General features: G+C 65.8%; 13 protein-coding genes. 7 read left to right on the top strand and 6 right to left on the bottom strand.

Annotation, left to right across the window (positions count from 1 at the left end; translation table 11 throughout):
- Positions 1-281 precede the first annotated feature (281 nt).
- Entirely contained in the window at positions 282-6485 is a 6204-nt protein-coding gene (locus DWF00_RS26670; RefSeq protein ID WP_114828174.1) for an autotransporter domain-containing protein, read from the top strand.
- Positions 6486-6851: 366 nt separating this feature from the next.
- Here the strand turns inward: DWF00_RS26670 and mctP are convergent, their stop codons facing one another.
- From mctP to DWF00_RS26645, 5 genes are all read right to left on the bottom strand, one after another.
- Positions 6852-8330: a monocarboxylate uptake permease MctP gene (mctP, locus tag DWF00_RS26665; RefSeq protein WP_114828175.1), complete on the bottom strand. Its 1479-nt coding sequence runs from the start codon at positions 8328-8330 to the stop codon at positions 6852-6854.
- On the bottom strand, positions 8320-8493 hold the full coding sequence (locus DWF00_RS26660; protein WP_114828176.1) for a DUF3311 domain-containing protein: 174 nt from the start codon (positions 8491-8493) through the stop codon (positions 8320-8322). Before DWF00_RS26660 ends, mctP begins: the two co-directional genes overlap by 11 nt.
- 267 nt (positions 8494-8760) lie before the next feature.
- The gene (locus DWF00_RS26655) at positions 8761-9582 is read right to left on the bottom strand and encodes an ABC transporter ATP-binding protein (RefSeq protein ID WP_245974323.1); all 822 of its coding nucleotides are present in this window, start codon (positions 9580-9582) and stop codon (positions 8761-8763) included.
- A gap of 29 nt (positions 9583-9611) precedes the next feature.
- On the bottom strand, positions 9612-10445 hold the full coding sequence (locus tag DWF00_RS26650; protein WP_114828177.1) for a beta-keto acid cleavage family enzyme: 834 nt from the start codon (positions 10443-10445) through the stop codon (positions 9612-9614).
- Between the two features lie 28 nt (positions 10446-10473).
- Positions 10474-12480 carry an FAD-dependent oxidoreductase gene (locus tag DWF00_RS26645; RefSeq protein WP_181832529.1) on the bottom strand — a complete coding sequence of 669 codons (2007 nt, stop codon included), beginning with the start codon at positions 12478-12480 and terminating at the stop codon, positions 10474-10476.
- A 239-nt stretch (positions 12481-12719) separates the two neighbouring features.
- Between DWF00_RS26645 and DWF00_RS26640 the strand changes: the two genes are divergently transcribed.
- The 6 genes from DWF00_RS26640 to DWF00_RS26615 all read left to right on the top strand — a co-directional run bounded on the left by DWF00_RS26640 (position 12720) and on the right by DWF00_RS26615 (position 22494).
- Positions 12720-13748 (top strand): ABC transporter substrate-binding protein, encoded by a 1029-nt coding sequence (locus tag DWF00_RS26640; protein ID WP_147283658.1) that lies wholly within the window; start codon positions 12720-12722, stop codon positions 13746-13748.
- A gap of 36 nt (positions 13749-13784) precedes the next feature.
- Positions 13785-14528, top strand: coding sequence for an ABC transporter permease (locus DWF00_RS26635; protein WP_181832530.1), 744 nt, complete (start codon positions 13785-13787; stop codon positions 14526-14528).
- Between the two features lie 15 nt (positions 14529-14543).
- Positions 14544-15344 carry an ABC transporter permease gene (locus tag DWF00_RS26630; protein ID WP_181832531.1) on the top strand — a complete coding sequence of 267 codons (801 nt, stop codon included), beginning with the start codon at positions 14544-14546 and terminating at the stop codon, positions 15342-15344.
- Between the two features lie 192 nt (positions 15345-15536).
- Positions 15537-16463, top strand: a complete 927-nt coding sequence (locus tag DWF00_RS26625) for a LysR family transcriptional regulator (RefSeq protein WP_114828182.1) — start codon at positions 15537-15539, stop codon at positions 16461-16463.
- 496 nt (positions 16464-16959) lie between these two features.
- Complete coding sequence (locus DWF00_RS26620; protein ID WP_114828183.1) at positions 16960-17871, top strand: LysR family transcriptional regulator; 912 nt, start codon at positions 16960-16962, stop codon at positions 17869-17871.
- A 135-nt stretch (positions 17872-18006) separates the two neighbouring features.
- Positions 18007-22494 (top strand): Ig-like domain-containing protein, encoded by a 4488-nt coding sequence (locus tag DWF00_RS26615; RefSeq protein WP_114828184.1) that lies wholly within the window; start codon positions 18007-18009, stop codon positions 22492-22494.
- An 83-nt stretch (positions 22495-22577) separates the two neighbouring features.
- Here DWF00_RS26615 and DWF00_RS26610 read toward each other — a convergent pair whose 3' ends face one another.
- Positions 22578-23669 carry a mandelate racemase/muconate lactonizing enzyme family protein gene (locus tag DWF00_RS26610; protein WP_114828185.1) on the bottom strand — a complete coding sequence of 364 codons (1092 nt, stop codon included), beginning with the start codon at positions 23667-23669 and terminating at the stop codon, positions 22578-22580.
- Positions 23670-23691 lie beyond the last annotated feature (22 nt).

Raw genomic sequence — 23691 nt, 5'->3', positions numbered from 1 at the left:
GCGTTTTCTCAAATACAATAAAATATTATAGTCTTGTTATAGGTTTTATTGTTATCCCTGCCGTCCTTAGGCGAGCAGTGCCATAAGAAAACGCCCCCGGACGTGGTGTCTGCGTGCCGGGCTCGGCAAATCAATGCGTCGCGGGACCGAAGGTTCCCGGCTTCGCTTCCAAAGAGTGCTCAGCGTGCGTGGTGTTCGGGGCCTGGTGCCGCGAAAGCGGTGCCGTGCGCGTTCGGCGGGCTCATCGGAGTCCGTTCAAAAAGTCGGGAGACTTGAATTCGATGGCGAAGCACACAAGCCGCACCGACAAATCCGGCAGATTCCAGGCGGGCGTCGTGCCGATGCCCGCCTGCGAGCACCCCACCCGCAGATTGCGTGCGCCCAAGCGCCTGAGGTTGCGCTCCGGCCCGCACCCGTTCGCGGCAAGCACCGCACTTGCCGGCTGGATGATGGCTGAATCGATTGGGGTGCCGCCAACGGCGCATGCAGCCGACTATATCGCTGCCGACCAGGCCCAATTCAACCAAGCCCTCGGCACCGCCACATCCAGCGGCGTCGGCAACTCGATCATCTATGGAGTTGGCGGCACGCTCCAGGCGCTGCCCGAAACAATCGCTCCGGGAAGCAGTCCATCGCTCGCGATCATTCTCGACTCCACGAATTTCAATATCGGAAGCGGTTCCGCTTTCACCCTCAACGCCAACTCCTCCCTGACCTTGAACGGGGGACAGCTCGGGCTCAACGCGGGAACGCTCAATCTGAGCGGCGGCACACTCAGCGTCGGCGGCCCGAACGGCATCGCCGGCACCGGCCAGTTCAATTTCGGGAACGGCGTGCTGGCGGTAGGAGCAGGCGGCCTGACGACCACCACAGCCGCCGCCCTCGTTCGCGGTGCGACTTCGGCCATCGGCGTGTCTGACGGCGATGTCGCGGTCTGGTCCGGCATCCTGTCGGATTCCGCCGGTTCGGGAACGGGCGGCGGCCTGAGGAAAATTGGCGGCGGCACGCTCACCCTGGGCGCCGTCAATACGTATACGGGCGCCACCACGATCGATCTTGGCACGCTGAAGGCCGGGGTGAACAACGCGATCGCCGACAGCGCTTCGCTCACCGTGAGGTCCGGCGCGACCTTCGACATGTCCGGTAACGCCCAGTCGATCAAGAACCTGTCGCTGGCAGGCGGTATCGTGGACATCGGCGCCCAACGGCTCGAGGTCAACGACACCGGCGCGACGATCTGGTCCGGCGCGGCGCTGTCACCAGGCGGTGGCGTGATTGCCAAGCAGGGCGAAGGCACCGTCACCCTCTCGAACTTCGACATGGGTGCGGGTGGGCTTTATGGGCTCAAAGGCGGCTTCGCCGTGGCCGACGGGATTTCCACGATCAAGTACCTCGTCGTGGGCTCCGGCACGGGCTTCGGAGCCCCAGGACCCAACATCGCTTCGATGTCGATTACCGGAGGCAGCCTGAATATTGCCGGCGCGGGCGCGGGCACGGCTCTCCAGATCGGCGATTTTGGTGGACACGGCACGGTCACCCAGGCCGGCGGCACCGTGACGGTGAGTAGCGGTGCTTCGCTGAATATCGGCAACCAGGGCGGTACCGGCATCTACAGCATCAGCGCGGGCCTGCTCGATGTTTCTGGGGGCTTGAATGTCGTGGGCCGCAGCACCGGGGCGAATGCCAGCACAGGCACCATCAATATCACCGGTGGCGAGCTCCTGCTGCGCAACGATGCGAGGCTTGTCCTCGGCAACAATACCGGCGCCAACCTATTAGGCAGCGGCACGATCAACCAGACGGGTGGGACGCTTCGGGTTGAAGATACGTCGTCCCTCGGTCTTTCTGCTTTTTCCAACGGATATTACAACCTCAGCGGCGGCACGCTGGAAATCGGAGGCAGCAGCCTCCGCCACCGCTACGCCGGCAATGGCAGGTCGTCCTTCAACATCGGCGATGCGACCGTCCAGGTCATCGATTCAGCGCTGACAACCGACGCGGACGCCACGCTCGTCTCCGGGACGATTTCGACCATCGATACCAACGGCCTGGGCGCGACCTGGAGCGGCGCGCTGTCAGGGGCCGGGACGCTCAACAAGACGGGGCTCGGCACGTTGAGGCTGACCGGTCCGAACAGCTATGGCGGCGGTACGATCCTGAACGCCGGCGCCCTGTCCGCCGGTAGCGCCGGCGCCTTCGGAACAGGCACCATCTCCGTTGCCGGCGACGCCGCAATCGCGCTCGCCTCCAACATCGTCGTCGCAAACCGGATCGAGATCGCAAGCGGGACGACCGTTTCGCTCGACAGCGGCATCAACAACATCGGGTTTTCGGGGGTGATCGCCGGAGCCGGACATGTCGAGAAGATCGGAACCGGCACCACGCACCTGTCTGGCCAATCGACCTATGGCGGAACGACGACCGTCTCGGCGGGCGGGCTGGTCGCGGACATCGCGGACGCGCTTCCGGCCGGCACGGCGCTGAGCGTCGGCCCGGGCGCGTCCTTCGCTCTAGGTGGCTTCGACCAGACCGTCGGCTCTCTTGCGGGGGCAGGCACTGTCCATCTCGGGACGAACCTCCTGGCACTCGGCGGCGATAGTTCCAGCACGGTGTTCGCCGGCGCGTTCACCGATACGGGCAGCTTTCGCAAACAGGGTGCCGGCACGTTCACGCTCTCCGGCACCAGCGCGATCGGTCCTTCGACGGTGGCGGGCGGAGTCCTGCTGGTCGACGGCGACCTGGCCGGCAGCCTCGCCGTCGAGAGCAGCGCGACCCTCGGCGGCACGGGGAATGTCGGCTCGGTCGTCGTCGGCGCGGGCGGTGCCCTCTCCGCCGGAGGCGGGTCGACGCCCGTCGGAACGCTGACCATCGACGGCGACCTCACCACCGGGAACGGCAGCATCCTCAACTACGATCTGGCGACGCCCAACGGCGGCGGCTCACCGAACGACCTCGTGCAGGTGAACGGCAATCTTGCGCTGAACGGCGGCACCGTGAACGTCGCGACCACGGCGCCGGGCTTCCTGCCGGGCAGCTACACGCTGATCAGCTATACCGGCACGCTCAGCGGCTCTGCCGCCGCCATGTCGCTGGGAACGATGCCTGACGGCTTCGGCCTCAGTCAGATCCAGACCGCGGTCGACCAGAAGGTGAACCTCATCGCCCTGAATGCCGTGTCCACGCAATGGTGGAAGACGACCGGCACGCCGTTCGGCGGAAGCGGCGACTGGAACAACGCCAATGCCAATTGGGCCGACTCCAGCGGCGCCTCGCCGCAAGGCTGGGTTTCCGGCGGCATGGCGATCTTCGACGGCATGGCGGGCACGGCCACGCTCGACGCTCCGATCTCGGCATCGGCGCTGCAGTTCAAGGCCGCCGGCTACGAGGTCTCCGGCGGCAACGCGCTGACTTTGGTCGGCGCCCCCGGCAGCCCCGCTCCGTACGTGATGGTCGATACGGGCGTGACGGCCACGATCTCGGCCGGCATTGCCGGCATGGCCGGCCTGACCAAGGTCGAGGCCGGCACGCTGATCCTGTCAGGCAGCAACACCTACACCGGCGGGACGTTCCTCGACGGCGGCATGGTGCAGGTCGCGGCCGATGCCAATCTGGGCGATGCCTCGGGTGGGCTCGCCTTCGATGGCGGCAGGCTGGCGACGACGGCGAGTTTCAGTTCGGCGCGGACGCTGACGTTCGACGCCTCGGGTGCGACCATCGACACGGCCGCCGGCACCACCCTTGCTCTGTCGGGCGCAGCCGGCGGGGACGGCGGGCTGACCAAGCAGGGCGCCGGCACGCTCGCCGTCTCGGGCGCGAGCAGCTACAGCGGCGCCACCGGCATCGCGCAGGGCACCCTGCAGGCGGGCGCTGCGAACGTGCTGTCATCCGCGTCGGCCTACGGCCTGGCAAGCGAGGCCTCGCTGGCACTTAACGGCTACGACCAGGCGATCGGTTCGCTCTCCGGCGCGGGCAACCTCACCACGGACGGCACCGGCGGCTCCGGCACGCTGACGGCCGGTCTCGACAACCTCTCGACGCTGTTTTCCGGCGTCATCTCCGGCGGCGGCTCGTTCATCAAGGCCGGCAGCGGAACGATGACGCTGGGTGGCGCCAACACCTACACCGGCGGCACGCTGATCACCGCCGGTGTGTTGACGTTGGCGCCCGGCGGCTCGTTCGCGCCGACGTCGGCGCCCTTCACCGTCACCGGCGGCATGCTCGATCTCGCAGGCTCGCAACTGACCACCGGCGCCTTCACGCTGAACGAGGGCACGGTGGCGAACGGCACGCTGATGGCGAGTTCCTACCAGTTCCAGTCGGGCGCGATCTCGGCCACGCTGATGGGCGCCGCCGGCGTGAACATGACCGGCCCCGGCACGGTCTCGCTCACGGGCACGAACACCTATAGCGGCGGCACATCGCTGACGGGCGGTACGCTGTCGATCGGCGGCGACGGCGCGCTGGGCAGCGGCGGGCTCACCCTCGACGGCGGCGGGTTACAGGCCGGAGCACCGAATATCACGCTGCCCACGCCGATTGCGCTGTCCGGCCCGGGCGGCTTCGATAACAACGGCACCATCTTCATCATCGCCGGCACCATCGCGGGAGCGGGCGGGTTGACCTCGTCGGGCTCCGGCACGACCCAGCTCAACGGCGCGAATGGCGGCTTCTCGGGCGCCGTGACCATCGCCTCGGGCACGTTGCAGGGCGCGGCGGCGGCGTTCGGCCTCGGCAATGCCATCGCCAACAACGGCGCGCTGGTCTTCGCCGAACCCTCGGCGCAGCTGGCGCAGGCCGTCTATGGCGGCGCCATCTCCGGCTCCGGCACGCTCGCCCTGCAAGGCGGCGGCAACCTCAACCTCACCGGGATCAGTGCGTTGTCCGGCCCGACCACGATCGCGGCCGGCACGCTGTCGGTCAACGGCAGCCTCGCGAACTCGACGGTGACGGTGTTGAACGGCGCCAGGCTCGGCGGCAACGGCACTGTCGGCGGCCTGGTCGTCGCCAACGCCGGCACATTGGCGCCCGGCAACTCGATCGGCGCCTTGACCATAGCGGGTCCCGCCAGCTTCGCCCCGGGCTCGGTCTACTCCGTCGAAGTCAACGCCGCCGGCCAGAGCGACCGCGTCACCGCCACCGGCCCGGCAACGCTGGGCGGCGCCACCGTCTCGGTGCTGGCCGAGGCGGGCGACTACCAGGCGCAGACCAACTACACGATCCTGTCGGCGTCCGGCGGCATCTCGGGCCAGTTCGGCACGGTGTTCACCAACCTGGCGTTCCTCACGCCGCGACTGAGCTATGACCCCGCCAACGTCTATCTGACGCTGGCGCGCAACGATCGCCCGTTCAGTGCCGCTGCTCTCACGCCCAATCAGGCGGGCGTCGCCGAGGCCGTACAGGCGCTCGGCCTGGGAAACCCGGTCTACCGCGAGGTGCTGTTCAGCTCGGCGCCGCAGGCCCGAGCCGGCTTCGACCTGCTCTCCGGAGAGATCCATGCGGCCGCGATCCCGACCCTCTATAGCGAGGCGACGATGATGCGCGAGGCCGTCTTCGGCCGTCTGCGCAGCCTGAGCTTCCAGGGTCCTGCCCCGGCCGGCACGGCGACGACGGGAGTCAGGCCGCTCGCGTCGCCGGCCAATGGCTTCGGCGTCTGGGGTCAGGGCTTTGGCGGCTGGGGCAACAGTCGCAGCAACGCCGGGACAGCCTCCGTCGATCGCTCGGCGGGCGGCTTCGTGCTCGGTGGCGATGCGACTGTCGGCAACGGCCTCCGGGTCGGTGCGGCGGGCGGCTATGTCGCCTCGTCGTTCGACGTGGATGCGCGGCTGTCGCAGGGCTCAACGCAGAGCGTCTTCGGCGCACTCTACGCGGGCGCCAATTTCGGCGCCTTCAGCCTCTCGGGCGGCGCGCTGTATGCGGGGTCGCAGGTGTCGACGAACCGGGCGATCAACGTCGCAAGCGTCTCCGACCATGCGACGGCCAAATACGACGCTTCGACAGTGCAGGCCTTTGCGGAAGGGGCCTACCGCATCCCGATCGGCGCCAACATGGGGATCGAACCGTTCGTCAACGCAGCGGCCATCCGCATCAGCACGGATGCCTTCACAGAGAGCGGCGGTCTGGCGGCGCTGGCGGCCAGCGCGCGCGACTACGACATCGCGATGACGACCATCGGCCTGCGCCTGGATGCCAGGCTCCCCGACTTCGGCATCGGCGGCGTCGGCTCGCCGATACTGCGCGCGACGCTGGCCTGGCGCGGCGCCTTCGGCGACGTCGATCAGGGGGCGCTGCTGGCCTTCCGCGAGAGTCCGACACTGTCTCGGTTCGCGGTCGAGAGCGTCCCGGTCGATCGTTCGGCCCTCGTCGCCGGCTTGGGACTTGATTGGCAGCTCGGCACCGACAGCCTGATCGGCGTCAGCTACTCCGGCCAGTTCGGCCGCCTCGTCCAGGAGCAGGAGTTCAAGGGCAGGTTCGAACTCAGGTTCTGATCTGAACCCGAGCCAGCATGGCTGGGGTCGCTGTTTTGGCGGGCACCGCTGAGTAGAAACGAAAAGGCCCGCCTGCGGTTTCCCGGCGCCCGCTTTGTCGCCGATCATGGTTCTGCAGCGCATCGAAACCGAGCAGCTCGCCCCCGCGAGGAGTTCCGCGAGATCTTCCTCTCCGCATCAATGCCATGCTCGCCAGGTCGCGGATCAGCATCTCGATCGCCTCGCGCTGTCCTCCGATTGTGTCCTCGCGGCCGCCAAGAATGTTATCGGAAGGTCGCAGCCGAGCTCATACCCGACCGCGCTTGGCAGGAGGCGCCTTGGCGGAAGGGACCCTGGCAGGGTGGGCCATGCTAGGGCTGATGCCGCTTAGGCAGCCTGCGTGACCTGCTTCGGCCGCACGAGGAGATTGACGACGCAAGCGACGATAATGTTGGCAGCCAGAGCCAGCAGGCCGACGTAGACGGTCGCCGAAAAGCCTGCCGCCGACACCAAGTGCAGGGGCTTCAATCCGTCGGTCCACGTCACATAGGTCCCGCCAACGAGGCCGACCACCCAGCCTGCCAGGAGGGCAGGCGCTGTGAACCACCGCGTAAACAGGCCGAAGATCAAAGCAGGCAGGGTTTGCAAGATCCAAAGTCCACCCAGAAGCTGAAGATCGAGCGCGAACTGGGTCGGCAGGTAGATGATCACCAGCAGCGCGCCGAACTTGACGACCAGCGACGTAATTTTCGCAACACCCGCCTCCTGCTTTGGCGTCACTGCCGGATTGACGTAGGCCTTCCAGAAATTGCGCGTGAACAGGTTGGAAGCGCCGATGCTCATCACGGCAGCCGGCACCAGGGCGCCAATGGCGAGGGCCGCAAAGGCAAAGCCTGCAAACCAATCCGGGAACAGCGTTTGAAACAATGCCGGGACAACGTCATTGTTGCTCGTCAGTTTCAGATGCGCCGCATGCCCCATGTAGCCCAGGAGCGCGAGGAGGCCCAGCATCAGGGTGTAGGCTGGCAGCAGCGCCGCGTTCTTGCGAATGGTCGTTGCGCTGCGGCTGGCGAAAATCCCCGTAAGTGTGTGGGGGTACATAAACGCCGCGAGAGCCGACCCGAGCGCCAGGCTGGCATAGGCTACGTATTGGTCCGGCTGGAGAAGAATGCCGCCGGAGCCTTTCGCCTTGAATGCCTCCTCCGCAGCGGTGAAGACCGCCCCATATCCCCCGAGCTTGCCCGGGATAAATGAGACCGCGGTCAGCACGACAATGTAGATCATGATGTCTTTGACGAACGCGATCAGCGCAGGGGCACGAAGCCCGGACGAGTAGGTGTAGAGCGCAAGCACCACGAAAGCGGCGACCAGGGGCCATTCACCCTCGAACCCAAGCGCTTTGATCGCCGCTGCCATGCCGATGAGCTGCAGGGCAATGTAGGGCATGGTCGCAAGCACCCCCGTGATTGCCACCGCTGCTTCGAGCGTTCGCGACGCATAGCGACCATGCACCACGTCGGCAGCAGTGACGTACCCGTTGTCTTTGGCGACCTGCCAAAGGCGTGGCATCACCAAGAAGACAAACGGGTAGACGATGATCGTGTAAGGCAGTGCGAAGAAGCCATAGGCCCCAACCGAATAGACCAGCGCCGGCACAGCGATGACCGTGTAAGCGGTATAGAAATCCCCGCCCACCAAAAACCACGTGATCCAGGTTCCAAACTGCCTTCCACCCAATCCCCACTCGTCCAACGACGCCATGGATTTCGGTTGCTGCCAGCGCGCAGCCATGAAACCCATCACTGTGACCAAGGCGAAGAAAAAGATGAAGACTGCGAGGGCAGGTATATTGAGATCAGTCTTCATTGGGGTAAGTCCGGTAAACGAGCCATGTAAGCACGGCGGTTATGGGTACCCAGGCAAGCTGATACCAATAGAAAAACGGGAACCCAAACAGTTCCGGACTTCGGAAATTGTAAAACGGGACCCAGAGCAGTCCAATAAAGGGCAGTGCCAGCAAGATTTTCATGCCATCACCTCACTGCTGATCAATCGCAGCCGCCAACTCGCCGCCCGGCCGGATTCCACGCAGTTATCTATCGGTCGGTAGATATGAACCCTCTCCAACCATGTCCACATTTTGACCCAGGCGGCGATAGACAAGGGCTGGAGAACTCTATCGTCCGGCGATTCAGAAAACAGGGTCAGATCAAAATTTGCCGAAGCTCCAATCGCGCTGGATGGCAAAGCAGTGGCAGGTCGTGATCGATCGCATCACGGCAGGCTTCGGCCCGGCCTACTGCAACTCCTCCCTCAATTGATCCCAGAGTTCCTCCTGGATGCCAGCGACGGCATCGTCGAACCGAACCTTGAACGGGTCCCGTGGCCTCGCAATTGGAATGTCGCGCTGCAGTTTGATGCGGCCCGGCCTGCCGGTGAAGACGGCGACCTTGTCGGCCAGCGTGATCGCTTCCGCGAGATCATGCGTGACGAAAATCACCGTCGCGCGCTGCAACTCCGTCAGGCGCATCAATTCGCCATGCATCACAGTCCGCATTTGCGCATCCAGCGCGGCGAAAGGCTCGTCCATGAGCAGGGTCTCGGGACGGTAGACCAGCATTCTGGCTAGCTGGACACGCTTTCGCATGCCGCCGGAAAGCTGGGCGGGAAAGTGCTCGCCAAAGCCCTTCAGGCCGACGAGCTCGATCATGTCCGCCACGCGCTCTCCGCGGTCCTTTTGATTGATGTCTCGCCTCTTCATTTCCAGCGGCAGCGCGATGTTGTCGCGCACGGTTCGCCAAGGCAGCAGCGTATCCTTTTGCGTCATGTACCCAACCTGATGGTTGAGGCGCGTGACGACGTGTCCATCGTAGAGAACTTCGCCCGATGACGGCGCGAAGAGACCCGCGACCATGTTCAGCACGGTCGATTTTCCGCAACCGGACGGTCCGACAAGGGCCGTGAAGGTTCCTGCCGCCACCTCGAGATCCACCGATTCCAGGGCGGGCATGCTTTTGCCGTTCACCTCGAACGTCTTGGAGACGTGCTTGAGCATGATGCGCGCCGGGCCTTGGCTCGCGGAACCGGCCGGTGCGTCGATGGCTGAGGATGCGTTCATGATGGCAAGGGCTTTCGTGGCGAAGCCTTCTAGAGCGGCCTGAGGCCGAGCATGTCACGGGCGACGGACGCTGTTGCAACAGGGCGCCCCCAGGTTGCGGCGGAACTGACCCATTGCTCGACCAGCTGGGCGTTGCTCTCCGCGAGGCGCCCGCTCCAGAGATAGGCCTGGTCCTCCAGACCCGTGCGGATATGCCCGCCATTGGCGAAGGCCATCATCTGCATCGTCAGAAACTTCGCATGTTCCGCGGCGCAGGCGATCCCCCATTCCACCTCCTTGGGCAATCTCTGGAGCAACATGGGGAGCAGCGCTTCATCGGCCGGCATGGCACCGTCGATCCCGAAGACGAACAGGCAGTAGAATGGCGCCTGCAGCTCGCCCGCTGCGATCATCCTCGTGATGCGGCCGCAAAATCCCAGGTCGAGGACTTCGATCTCGGGCCTTGCGCCGGCTGCGGCCATGCGCTCGCGCGCAGCGGCGAGAAATTCCGGCGAGCTGTTATAGAGCCGCGCGCCGCTATTATAGGAACTCGCCGTGTAGGAGACCATTTCGGCACCGGCATCCATCAGGCCGAGGCGCTCCTCATGGCCGAAGCGTCCGCCACCGTCGCCGGCGCTGAAATTGAGGATGACGTCGCTGCCGGCGTCGCGAATCTGTCTCGCGATCCAGCGATGCGTCTCCACATCGGCCGTCGGCTCGCCCTGCTCGGTTCTCGCGTGAATATGCACGACCGCCGCTCCGGCGCGCCAGGCCGCCAGCGCCTCCTGAACGATCTCGGCGGGACTGGCCGGCAAATGCGGCGTGCGGGTCTTGAGCGGCCCGGCACCGGTGAGCGCGGCGGTGATGATCAACGGCTTCATCATGGTTCCTCGATATGCCTCCGACAGCGCGTCACGGGCAGAGCGTTTCCAGCATCGCGCAGACGAGTCCGCGAGACGGCGAGGCGGCCGCGTCGCACTGCGCGGCCAGGTTCGTGAGAGCGGCCGTCGGCGCGCCGAGAATTACCGCGACCATCACGAGCATGCGCTCGACCTCGCGGGTCGCGACGGGAGCATCGGGCACGAAGGGAATGAGGCGTGGGCCCATGGTCGGCCTCAGCACGGCCTGAAGCGGGTCCTCGTTCACCAGATCCCTGGCGCGGAACAGGTCGACATCCGCCCGCGTGCCGAGATCGTAAAGGGCTTCGGCATAAGCGAAGCTCGGATGCCGCGGCCCGATTCCCTCGAAATGAATCCCGCTGACGCTTACCGGCAAGCGCAGGCACACCACGATGGCCTGGACGAACGCGGCCCAGTCGATCGGGTTGTCGGGGAGGAAGCGCCAATGCTCGTCCCGCGGGACGAAGCCGCGCAGCGCCGCCCATTGGATCGCCCGGAAATGAGCGTGCTCGCTGCCGACATCGACGAAATAGCTCAGCTTGCTGCCTCTGGCGAGCAGCGCGCGCTGAAGCTCTTCCACCGGAACCTCGACCGGCGCGCAGTCTCGCTGCACCGCCAGGCTGGCGGCGATACCCGCCGCGGTCCCGGTCTGGATCCGCGCCGACTCGACGCGCACCGAGCTGAAGGCGATATGGGTCGCACTGATCGCGCCGCATACCAGCAGGTTGTCGACGCCCTGCGGCAGCAGGCAGCCATAGGGGATTTGAAAGGGCGCGCGGGTCACCCGATTGAACAACCAGCCTTCGGGGCTTTTGTAGCCGGCCGGGATATCGTCGGCGCAGCCATGCGATTCCAGCGTCCAGTCGGTGATCGCGATGGCGTGCCGCTTCCCCGGCGGGCGGATGCCGTCGCCCGCGATGTACGGCGTGACGTCGGCCTCGGTCAGGGTCGCTAGACCCTCGAGACGGCGCGCTTCACGCACATAGATCTGGTAGGGAATGCCGTCATTATCGGTGAACTCGTCATCGGCCAAGCCCAGCGCCGGCATGCCGCCTTCGGTCTGCACGAAGTAGAGATAGCCCAGCGCGTAGTCGATGAAGGCCTGCCGCAGCGGCTTGCGGTCGAAGGGATGGGCCAGGATGTAGTCGCGGTTGGGGCCGACCAGATTATTGCCGCGGATCATCCGGTTAAGCAGGAATTTACCGTTCACCAATACGTAGATGGTGTTGAAATAGACCGGCGATCCGTCAGGGTTTCGGCCGACCGGCTCCCATGAGTAGTTTTTCGGGTCGTAGCCCGGCGGCGGCAGTCGGAGCCGGTGCGGCGCATCCGGGGAAACATCGTCGTAGATTCGGCAATGGAGGCGACAGGCAAAGGCCATGATGCGGCCATCGCCCTCGCCGGTGCTGCCCGGCAGGATGGAGTTCGGCAGGTAGCCGCTGGGCGAGTATTCCATGTTGCTGGAATAGATCGCGCCGGCATGGGGCTCCTGCCACGAGCGCGCCTCGCGCCCGATGCGATAGGGCGCTCCCGACCAGGCCATGACGTCGCCCTCATAGCTGGCATCGATCACTTGCCGGGCGCGGATGATACTGCGCGGAGTATCGCCGGCCGCGACGTTCCCGCTGGGATCGCTCGCCGGCAGCCATTGGACCTCGTGGATCCGCCCTCCTGCCATGGTCACGCCGACCGGAACCGCTGATAGCAGGACGGTCACCCCAGGCGTCGCCGCCAGGAACTCGCCCCACACCGTTGCCGCGACGTGACTTTCCCAGACCAGATCATGCCGTGAGGTGAAGAGAGGGTCATGCAGCCCGATCCGCTCGTAATGGGCGCGGATGCGCTCTTCCATCTCTTCGGCGATGCCGCTCATCGCCTGCGGCGTCGCGGCGTCGAAGGCGAAGACGCCGTTGGCGTTGATGCCGCCGAGCGTCTTGGTCGGCTCGAGCAGGATCACTTTGCAGCCGGAGCGTGCGGCCGAAACCGCGGCGGCGCAGCCACCGGGGTTGCCGCCGATCACGAGAATGTCGGCTTCATGAAGAGATGGTGAGGACATGACCGTGAGATATTCGGACGGCTGGCCGCGCCGGTAGACGTTTCACGGACAGGGGGCCTCCTCGAAACGCGGGGGGCCGCGCCGTTGACGGCGAGAGCGCGCGATTCCTAGTGTTCGGCCAGCAAAATGGATGCACTGGCTCTCACGACCATCATCGAGAGCCCTACGAGTTTCATCCATGCCGTCCTTTGGAGGAGACGACGATGCGCAGATTTCTCTCCGTGATCGCTCTTGCTCTTGCGTTCAGCGCTAGCGCAGTGTTCGCGAACGACCCACCCAAGAAATACAAGGTCACGATGCCCGTCCTCGGCGACGGCTTTCATTATTATCCGCTCTACATCGCCCAGGCCGCCGGCTTCTTCGCGGAAGAAGGCATTGATATCGACTGGGTCAAGGTGAATGGCGGCAATGTCGCCGCCGCGGCGGTGATGGGTGGAAGTGCCGAGGTCGCGCCGATCGCGCTGGCCCATGTGATCGACAGCCAGCAGCAGGGCGGAGCCCTCGTCGCCATCGCCTCGGTCTATCAGGTCTTTGCGATGCCGCTGGTTCTCTCCAACGGCGCCATCAAGAAGAGCGGCATCGAGGCGGGCATGCCGATCGACGAGAAGGTCAAGCGGCTCGCCGGACTGCGCCTGGGCATCACCTCGCCCGGAGGGTCGAGCGATGCCTTGCTTCGCAGCCTGTTCCTCGCCAGAGGCATGGACCCGGACAAGACCGTCTCGATCCAGCCCTTCGGCAACGGCGCGTCCCAGGTGGCGGCATTGGAGAAGAACCTCACCGACGGCTTCGTCTATCCGTCTCCCGCCCCCGACATCGTCGTCGCCAAGGGCCTGGGCAGCATCATGATCAACCCCTTCGCCGGGGAGGTGCCGGAAATCCGCGATCTGCCCTACATCGTGATGGCGACCACCAAGGATATCTGGGCGAAGAAGCCCGACGCGATCCGCGGCGTGATGCGCGCCTTGGCCAAGGCCAGCGCCTTCGCGCAGGCCAAGCCGGCTGAGACCAAGCGGCTGGTGCGCTCCTATTTCAAGGATATCGACGATACGCTCTACGACAAGGTCGCGGAGATGAACCTGGTCGGCATCCCCGCCGATCTGCGCATCACCAAGGAGCAGGTCGAGCGCGAGATCGACTGGCTGAACCTGAGCCGCACCGACAAGATCAAATTGAACTACGGCAATGTGGTGCTGAATGAACCGGTGGAGCAAGCCAAGGCCGCGCGGCAATAAGGGTGCGACCACTGAGGCAAGCCGATGCGTAGCAATATGAGCTTGTTCGTCTGGCGGGGGCTTCTGCTCGCGGTGCTGGTCGCTGTCTGGCAATTGGGGGGAGACCGGACGGCGACCGGATGGATCAGTTCGCCCGGTCTCGTCGCGACACGGCTGGCGGATCTGGCCAGCGGCGAACTCTGGGGCCATGTCGCCGTCACCTTGGCTGAAATGATCCTGGGCTTGGCCATCGGCGTTCCCGCCGGTGTCCTTGCCGGGTTGATCCTCGGACGGATGCCCCTGACGGCACTGCTGCTGCGCCCGTTGATCGTCGCGCTCTATAGCGTGCCCCTGGTGACCCTGGCGCCGTTGCTCATTCTCTGGTTCGGCCTGGACATGGCGCCGAAAATCTTCCTGGTCGCGGGTGTCAGTTTCTTCCTGCTCTTCTTCAACACATTCGCAGGCGTGCAGGCCGTCGATGGCGATCAACAGACGACCTTGCTGCTGATGGGCGCCTCACGTAGCGAGATGTTCCTCAAGCTTGTCGCGCCTGCATCGATGGCCTGGATTTTCGCGGGCCTCAAGGTCGCGCTTCCCTATGCGCTGATCGCCGCCGTCGTCGGGGAAATGATGGCCGCGCGCAGCGGCATGGGCTCCCTGCTGACGGACGCGGCGGCGCAAATCGATATGACGGGCCTCTACGCTGTTCTTATCGTGCTCATGATCCTCGGCGTTGCGGTTGCAAGCGCCGCTTCGCAGGTCGAGGCCCATGTCTTGCGCTGGCGGCAGGCGGAGCGCTGATCGATGGATGCCCCGATGACGTCCGCCACCTCAACGCCGAGCCAGCGCGCCCTCGCATTCTTCCAGACGCATCGCTGGGCGCTGATGCTCGGCCGCAGCGCCGTCATCGCCGCCTGTTTCCTGGCCTGGGAACTGGCATCGGGCGCGCTGGCCTCGCCCTTCTTCCTGAGCTCGCCCGGCGCGGTTCTGGCGCTGCTCTGGAACTGGACCGTCAGCGGGTTGCTCTGGCGGCACGTCGGCGCAACGCTGCTGGCCGCCGGCACCGGCTACCTGCTGGGCGCCGCCTGCGGCGTGCTGGCGGGAATGGTGCTGGGGCTGATGCCGCGCGTCAACGCGGTCGTGGCACCCTTTATCAGCGCGCTCTATGCCTTGCCGAAGATCGCGCTCGCGCCGCTCTTCGTGATCCTCTTCGGTGCCGGACTTCTGCCCAAGGTGCTGATCGTCGCCATCACCGTGTTCTTCCTCCTGCTTTACAGCACGTTGGACGGCGTCAAGGATTCGGATCGCGATCTCAAGGAGACGGCCGAGATCTTCGGGGCGACGCCCAGCGAGATCGTGACCAAGATCCTCATTCCCGGCAGCCTGCCCTGGATCTTCAGCGGCCTGCGCATCGCCGTGCGCTATGCCTTCACGGCAGCGATCCTGGCGGAGCTGATCGCGGGCAACACGGGCATTGGCTATCTCATTCAATCATCCGCCGGAAAGTTCAACACGACAGGTGTCTTCGCCGGCGTTCTCGTGCTCGTCGCCTTCAGCGTCCTCTTCACCGAGTTGCTGACGCGGACCGAGAACTCGGCCTTGCGATGGCGCGTCTGACGGTGTCATTTCGACGGAGGGCTGCCGAAACGCCTTTATCGCGTGCCGCAATGCCTTGAGTCGGATGACTTCAGATGGAATCGCAAAGCGATGCCATCTGAAGTCTGAATCCGCCTCCCATCAATAAGTTAGAGCATGATGTCGTCCGAAAACCGGTTCCCACTTTTCGGCATCATGCTCTAGACTGAGCGAATGGAAGGCAGCCTTCGCAATCTCGCGCGCCGCATCGATCTCACCTCGCTTCTGCTGTTCGAGGCGGTGTGCGAGCTGGGCTCCATCGGCAAGGCGGCCGAACGCGAGAACATCGCGCCGTCGGCGTTGAGCAAACGGCTTATCGACCTTGAGGCGGCGGTGCAGACGCCATTGCTGTTTCGCCATACGCGCGGCGTCGACCTGACGCAGGCGGGAGAGAGTCTCCTGCATCACGCCCGTTCGATCTTCCAGATTCTCGACAAGGCGCAAAACGAGCTCGGAGAATATGTCGGGGGCGTCAAGGGCCATGTGCGCGTCCATGCGAGCATCGCGGCCATCGTCCAATTCTTGCCCGCTGACTTGCGCTCCTTCATCGGCGGCAATGATCAGATCAAGATCGATCTGGCGGAGCATCTGAGCGCGGATATCATGCGGGCGATCCGCGACGGAACCGCCGATCTCGGCATATGCAGCGTACCGACCCCGTCCAGCGACCTGCAGATCCGGCAATACCGCAAGGATCGCCTCGTCCTGGTCGTACCCTCGCGACATGTTCTGGCGGGAGAACGATCCGTCCCGTTCGAAGCGACGCTGCCTTTCGAACACGTCGCCCTGCACGCCAACAGCGCGATATCGATCGTAACGCAACGTGCCGCGCAGCGATCCTCCGGGACCATTACCCTGCGTGTCCGCGTCACGGGGTTGGATGCCATGTGCCGTATGATCCAGATCGGCCTGGGCATCGGCGTCATGCCACAGCGCGCTTTTGAGCTGATCCATGGCGCCGGAGAGTTGGTGTCGGTCCCGCTAACCGATCCCTGGGCCGATCGACGCATCGACATCGTGGCGCGAGATTTCTCCACGCTGCCAGTCGCCGCGAAATTGCTGGTCGACCATTTATCGTCCTCGGCGGAGAAAGCCGACTGAGCCGATTTCGACCGCCGATGACGTTGCTCGCGGCCCCGGGAGTAAGGGCCACGATCGCCAGCGGGAGATAGGGCGCAGCATTGGCCGCGCCGAAGCCTCAAAGGAGCGCGAGCAGGAATGTCTGGTTTCGGGCACGAATGCTTCGTCTGCTTTTGGCGCATTTCGACCGGAGCGGGGCGTTTTCCAGACTTTTTGCAGCCGGGCATTCCCGCCCCAATTTCCGGGCCTGACGCGTCGCGTGCCTGCCGATCAACTCGAGCCTGGCTCCAATCTGCAAGGCGATGCCGTTCGGCCCGGCCCAGAGAGATTTTGGCTGTCTTATCCGCGGCGTGCCCTGCGCCGTGACCCCGGCATCGCTCGCGCCGGCCATGGCGACGTGCCCCGGCGGTCTCCGGATGTCATATTCGGGTAGCGCAGGCCTGATACCCGCAGCATGAACGCATAGCGCACCCCACGCCTAGAGACTGTGCCAGGATTTGCAGGGCCATAGGCCAACATGAACGTCAATCTGCTGCATCTGCGGTCGTTCTATGCCGTCGCCAACGAACGCAGCGTCTCGAAGGCGGCGCGGCGCCTCAACATCTCGCAGCCGACCCTGTCCAAGCAGATCAAGGCGCTGGAAGAACGCCACAAGATCAAGCTTCTCGAGGGCCGGCGCCCGCCCTTGTCGCTGACGCCGGCGGGCCATGCCCTTCGCGATAAGGCCGAGCTGCTGTTCGACACCGCCAACGAGATCGATGCGATCCTGGGCGCTGCGGCCGCCGACAGCGACCGGCTGCTGCGGGTCGGAACGGATTCGCCGCCTTACGCAGCCGCGTTTCTCGCGGCGCTGACGGCGCGCGTTCCCCAGCTGCATTTCCGCGTCACCATCGCGAATGCGTCGCAGACGACCGATTTGCTGACGAATGCGCAGATCGATCTCGGCATCATCTGCGAACCGATCATCCAGAGCGACTACAGCTATGTGCCGCTCTACGTCGATCGCCTCGTCGCGATCGTGCCGGCCGCCTGGACCGTGCCGGAGCCGGCCCCGCTCTCCTACATCGTCGAGCAGACGCTGCTGGTGCGCGAGCCGACCTCCCGGACATTGGCGGCCGTCAAGCGCCTCTTCGCCGAGGCCGAGCTCGTGCCCCTGCGGATCGTCGAGCTGCATACGCGCGAAATGATCCGGGAGGCCGTCGCGCAAGGGCTGGGCATCAGCCTGATGTTCGAGAAGGAGTGCCCGCCGGATTCGCGGATCCGCGTCGTCCCGATCGAGTCGACCTCGCTCGCCCTCTACGCCAAGGGCTATCTCGCGGTCAGGACCGAACACCAGCGCATCCCGCTGATCCGGACGGCGCTCGATGTCGGCAGGGCGATGCTGGACACGAACGTGACCGAGGGAAGTGTGACCGGGGCAAGACGATAACGCTGCGGAATCGCCGAAAGGCGGTTCTTCTGGCCATCGCCACGATAGCCAATATGCATTGGTCCGCCTGCGTCCCGGCCGGTACACCCCGCCCCATCCGCCTCTCTCTGGCGCGGTCGATCGGGGAAGACGCACATGACCAAGCACGTAGTTTTTGTGGGCCTCGATGGCACCCAATACAGCGAACTCCTGCAGCTCGGCGCGAACGGCCTTACCAACCTCGACCATGTCGAGGGCTATGCCGGCGGCGTCAGCGGCACCGCGACCCAGCAGCCGACTGTCAGCGGCCCCGGCTGGTCGACGCTCCTGACCGGCGTCTGGGCGAACGAGCACGGCATCACCGGCAACTCGAACTCTCCGGTCAACCCGGCGGTGCAGAGCCTGTTCGAGCGCATCGACGGCGCCGTTCCCGATGCGAAGATCGCCTCGATCGTCCATTGGGGCGACATCAACACCGGCCATTTCGGTGATGAAACGGGCCTGAGAGACGGCACGTCCATCGTCGACTACGAGGCGCACGGCATTTCCGACGCGGCCGTCATCCAGCAGGGCGTCGCCCTGATCAAGAACGAGGCGCCGGTCCTCACCTTCCTTCATCTCGACGATCCCGACGGCGTCGGCCACTCGGTCGGCTTCGGCGACGCCTACGACCGGGAGCTCCGGACCGCGGCCGACCAGGTCAACGACATCATGATCGCGGTGGCCGAGCGCCAGGCCGCCAATCCCGACGAAGAATGGATGGTCATCGTCTCCACCGACCACGGCCGCGACGCGGCCGGGTTCGGCCATGGCGGCCAGTCGGCGGGCGAGCGCCAGATCTTCATCGCCTCCAACGTCGAGATCTCGTCCAACGGCGCCGCGCCGCAGACCTCCGTCGCGGCCACGATCCTCGACTTCCTCGACATCGACGCGACCGGCGTGCAGGGCCCGTCCCTGCTCGACGAGGACGCGACCGACACCCGCGCGCCCTATCTGCTTGAGGCCCGGGGCGACGACCTCCAGAACGTGCCGGTCGACGCGCCGCTGACGCTCATCCTGAGCGAGCGCGTGCAGAAGGGCGAAGGCGCGATCACGATCCACCGCGCCAGCGACGGCGCCGTGATCGAGACGATCGATGTCGGCTCCGACCAGGTCAGCATCTCGGCCGGCGTGGTCACCGTGCATCTCTCGGCGCCGCTCGCCATCGCCACCGAATACTACGTCAACGTCGATGCCGGCGCCTTCGTCGATTTCGCTGTCGGCGGCGCGGAAGCCGTGCGGCTGTTCAGCGAGAATTTCGAGGAGCTGGCCGACGATCTTCAAGGCTATGTGAGCGCGACGGAAAAGAAAGACGCCGATACGACCGACTGGACCGCGACCGCGCCGGACGGCTGGACGATCAACAACGGCACCACGCCGAAGGGCAGCATGAGCGGCGGTACCACTGCCGGTGGCCCGCAGGAGTTCTACGGCTGGACCTTCCACGACAAGAACGCCTGGATCGATACGGCCTACAATCAAAACCGCGCCCAGTTCACCAAGGGCCAGGGCGTCGTCGCCGTGGCGGACCCGGACGAGTATGACGACATTTCCGCCAGCAGCGGCGGCGGCAGCAGCGGCATTCTCGCCAATGGCGGCTACAAGACGCTTCTGACCACCTCCGCGATCAATGTCGCCGGTCTGGTGGACAACAAGGCGACCCTGACCTTCGACAGCTCCTGGCGGCAGGAGACCTATCAGGAAGCGCGCGTGGTCGTGACCTTCGACAACGGTCAGACGGTCGAGCTCATGCACTGGAACTCGGGCAGGGCCGGCGCCGGCGGCGTCTTCAAGGCCGACGCGACGAACGAGACGGTCACCCTCACGATCAATATTCCGGAAGGCGCGACCACGGCGACCATCGGCTTCGACATGGTGAATGCCGGCAATAACTGGTGGTGGGCGATCGACAACATCGCGGTCGACGCCCTGCGTCCGAGCGGGAGCGACGGCAATGCCTTCGCCGGCATCGACGACGCGACCACCTGGAACTTCACGACCTCGTCGGACACGCCGCTGCCGCAGATCGTCAGCGTCACGCCTGCCGACGATGCCGGGAATGTCGCGCCCGACGCTCCGCTCGTCATCACCTTCGACGAGGCGGTGCGCGCCGGGGAAGGCTCCATCGTCATTCACCGCGCCGATGGCAGCGTCGCCGAGACGATCGACGTTGGCTCCGAGCGGGTGAGCATCGCGGGCGCCGTCGTGACGGTGCATCCGGGCGCTGAACTGGCCTACAGCGCGGGCTATTATGTCAGCATCGCTGCCGGCGCCTTCGTCGACTTCGATAGCGCGCAAGGCAATGCCTTCGCGGGCATCGACGACGCGGCGGCCTGGAACTTCACGACCGAGGCAGACAAGGACGCGCCGGAAGTCGCCGGGCTTGCGCCCGCCGACGATGCCGGGACCGTCGCGCCTGGCGCGCCCCTCGTCGTCACCTTCGACGAAGCGGTGCGCAAGGGCGCGGGCGCGATCGTCCTGCACCGCGCCGATGGCAGCATCGTCGAGACGATCGACGTGGCGTCGGATGCGGTTTCGATCGACGGCAAAACCGTCACGGTCCAGCCGGGCGCGAACCTCGCCCAGGGCGACTATTATGTGACGGTCACTGCCGGGGCTTTCGAGGACCTCGCCCTGACCACCGAGAAGACGCTGTTCAGCGAGAACTTCGAGGAGCTCACCCCGCTGCTGCACTCCTATAGCAGCCCGACCGAGACCGTGGACGCCGATCCGACCGACTGGACCGCGACGCTTCCCGAGGGCTGGACGCATGTCAACGGCACGCCGGCCGGCGGGCCGCAGGAGTTCTTCGGCTGGACCTTCCACGACAAGGAGGCCTGGACGGCGACGGCGGGCGACCAGGGCCGCAGCGAGTTCACCAAGGGCCACGGCGTCGTCGCGGTGGCGGATGGCGACGAATATGATGACGGCCGCGGGATCGGCCCCAACCTGTACAAGACCTTGCTCCGCACGTCGGATTTCGGCGTCGCCGGGCTTCAGGACAACAAGGCGACCCTGAGCTTCGACAGCTCGTGGCTGCCGGAAGCCCCGCAGGAGGTGCGCCTCGTCGTGACCTTCGACAATGGCGCGACCGCGGAGCTCCTGCACTGGAATTCGACCTCGGGCAGCCCGTTCTACAAGGGGCCGGCGACCAACGAGACGGTGACGCTCACGATCGACATTCCGCAGGGCGCCACCAAGGCGAACATCGCCTTCGACATGATGCAGTCCGGCAATAACTGGTGGTGGGCGCTCGACAACATCCTCGTCAAGGGCACCACGCCGGAGCCGCACGGCAACGCCTTCGCGGGGATCACGGACCCGGCGGCCTGGAACTTCGCAGTTGAGGATCAGGGGCCGGTCGGCACTGATGGCGACGACGTGCTCACCGGGACAGTGGGCGCGGACGAGATCCTGGCCGGTCTCGGCGACGACGCGGTCTCCGCCGGCGCCGGCAACGACAGCGTCGATGGCGGCGAGGGCGACGACACGCTCGCCGGCGAAGACGGCGACGACGTGCTGAAGGGCGGGGTCGGCGACGACGCGCTCATCGGTGGAGCGGGCGACGACATCCTCATCGGCGGCGCGAACGACGACGCCCTCGACGGCGGCGACGGCAACGACACGGCCGATTACTCCAGCGACACCGCCGGCATCGTGGTCGATCTCGCCTCCGGCGAGGCCGAAGGCGACGATATCGGTGCCGACACGCTCGATAACATCGAGACCGTCATCGGCGGCGCGGGCAGCGACCTCGTCACCGGCGACGATCTGGCCAACCGGCTCGATGGCGGCGCGGGCAACGACACGCTGAAAGGCGGCGCGGGCGACGACCTCATCCTCGCCGGCGCCGGCGACGACGTCATCGACGGCGGCGCGGGCTTCGACACGCTCGATCTCTCGGCGGCGACGGGGCCGGTCTCGGTCGACTTCATTCGCGGCCTGGTCTCGGGCGCCGGCATCGGCACCGAGAGCTTCAGCAATGTCGAGAAGCTGCTCTTCGGCGCGGGCCATGACAGCGTCAGCGGCGGCAATGGCGACGATGCCTTCGACGGCGGCGCCGGCAACGACGCGCTGAAGGGCGGGGCTGGCGACGACGCACTCTGGGGCGGCGCAGGCGATGACGGGCTGGACGGCGGCTCCGGCGACGACGCCGTCAATGGCGGCCTCGGCAACGACACGATCAAGGCGGGCTCCGGCAACGACCTGATCGAGGCCGGCGAGGGCAATGACGCCATCGACGCGGGCTCCGGCAACGACATCGTCCTGGCCGGCGCCGGCAATGACGAGGTCGATGGCGGTTCGGGTGACGACCGGATCGAGGGTGGCGCCGGCAGCGATGGCCTCACCGGCGGCTCCGGTCACGACGCCTTCGTCTTCGCGGCGGGTTTCGGCCAGGACATGATCGCGGACTTCAAGACGACGGGCTCGAGCTCGGACGTGCTGGAGTTCTCGGTCGCCCTGTTCGCCGACCTCGATGCCGCGATGGATGCTGCGGACCAGGTCGGTTCCGACATCGTCTTCACCATCGATGCCGACACGGCGCTGACGCTCAAGAACGTCCAGCTCGCCAGCCTGCAGGCCGACGATCTCCGCTTCGTCTGAGACGAAGCGCGTTGCAAGGGAAGGGCGCCCCATCGGGCGCCCTTTTTCCTATCTCAAAGAGGTGCCATCGATCCCTTGCACCGTCATGGTGCGGCGGGCGTCCAGCTGATCGTCTCGCCGGGCTTCAACCGGGCTCCAAAGGCGTCCGGAACGTGCAGATAGCCGTCCCGGATCTCGGGAGCGAGGAACGGATCGCCATCGAGCAGCGTGTGCTCGGCCAGTTCGTGGGCGAGCGGGATCTCGGGCAGGACCGACGCGACCTGCGCCGCAAAGGCCTGGAAATGGCCGGGAAGGAAGCAGACTCCGAAGCGGTAGCGCAGGCCGAAGCTGCGGCAGATGGCGACCGACTCCAATATCGGCCTGACGCCACCGAGGCGCGGCAAGCGAAGGACCACCGAATCCACGACCCGGTCGCGCCCGAGACGGGCGATCTCCGCCGGCGAGCCTGCGCTCTCGTCGGCCTCGACCTGCGGGCGGACGGCATGGGTGACCATTCTCAAGCCGTCGAGGTCGTCGCGCGGCACCGGTTGCTCGATGATGTCGAGGTTGAACTCGTCGATGCGCTCGATGGCGCGGATCGCCGTTTTCGCGTCGTAGCGGCCATTGGCATCGGCGGTCAGGCGCATGGCGGGGCCAACCGCCGAACGTACCGCGCGGGCACGGGCGACGTCGAGATCGACGTCGCCGCCGAGCTTGAACTTTATCACCTTGTAGCCGTCGGCGGCGAGCTTGGCGGCCGCGTCCGTCATCAGCTCCGGGGATTGCAGCGACACCATCCGCGACACCGGCAGGCGGTGGTGGCGGATTCCGCCCAGGATATCGGCGATGCCGGTCGAGCGGCTTGCCGCCACGATCTCGAGGAAGGCGGCCTCGAACGCCGCGCGGATGTCGGCGAAGCCGAACAGAAGGCGCGCCATCTCCGCCATGAGCGCGTCGATGCGCAGCGGCTTCCCGATGAGGGCTGATCCGAGATAGGCAATGCATTCGCGGATGGCACCGGCGGGCGCATCGAAGGGCTGAAGCGCGCCGACGATCCCGATCCCGGAATGGCCGTCATCCGTCTCCACCTTGACGAGAACGCACGGGAGTTGGGCGATCCGGCCCGTGACCAGGGCCCAGCCCGCGACGGAGACGCTCGGCGTCAGGATGGCGCTGCTCACGCTCGCGATCTTCATGGAAGCCCCGTCTCGATGGCGC

Source organism: Allobosea caraganae (assembly GCF_003351345.1).
GTDB classification, from domain to species: domain Bacteria; phylum Pseudomonadota; class Alphaproteobacteria; order Rhizobiales; family Beijerinckiaceae; genus Allobosea; species Allobosea caraganae.
Note: the sequence above shows the minus strand (reverse complement) of the source record. Positions and strands in the feature narration are given on the sequence as shown.

Bases quoted from the DNA above. Each gene is read 5' to 3' on its own strand.
- DWF00_RS26655 (WP_245974323.1), bottom strand. From the start codon at position 9,582: ATGAACGCATCCTCAGCCATCGACGCACCGGCCGGTTCCGCGAGCCAA.
- DWF00_RS26625 (WP_114828182.1), top strand. From the start codon at position 15,537: ATGGAAGGCAGCCTTCGCAATCTCGCGCGCCGCATCGATCTCACCTCG.
- DWF00_RS26610 (WP_114828185.1), bottom strand. From the start codon at position 23,669: ATGAAGATCGCGAGCGTGAGCAGCGCCATCCTGACGCCGAGCGTCTCC.
- DWF00_RS26615 (WP_114828184.1), top strand. From the start codon at position 18,007: ATGACCAAGCACGTAGTTTTTGTGGGCCTCGATGGCACCCAATACAGC.
- DWF00_RS26620 (WP_114828183.1), top strand. From the start codon at position 16,960: ATGAACGTCAATCTGCTGCATCTGCGGTCGTTCTATGCCGTCGCCAAC.
- DWF00_RS26640 (WP_147283658.1), top strand. From the start codon at position 12,720: ATGCGCAGATTTCTCTCCGTGATCGCTCTTGCTCTTGCGTTCAGCGCT.
- mctP (WP_114828175.1), bottom strand. From the start codon at position 8,330: ATGAAGACTGATCTCAATATACCTGCCCTCGCAGTCTTCATCTTTTTC.
- DWF00_RS26660 (WP_114828176.1), bottom strand. From the start codon at position 8,493: ATGAAAATCTTGCTGGCACTGCCCTTTATTGGACTGCTCTGGGTCCCG.
- DWF00_RS26635 (WP_181832530.1), top strand. From the start codon at position 13,785: ATGAGCTTGTTCGTCTGGCGGGGGCTTCTGCTCGCGGTGCTGGTCGCT.
- DWF00_RS26650 (WP_114828177.1), bottom strand. From the start codon at position 10,445: ATGATGAAGCCGTTGATCATCACCGCCGCGCTCACCGGTGCCGGGCCG.
- DWF00_RS26630 (WP_181832531.1), top strand. From the start codon at position 14,544: ATGACGTCCGCCACCTCAACGCCGAGCCAGCGCGCCCTCGCATTCTTC.
- DWF00_RS26670 (WP_114828174.1), top strand. From the start codon at position 282: ATGGCGAAGCACACAAGCCGCACCGACAAATCCGGCAGATTCCAGGCG.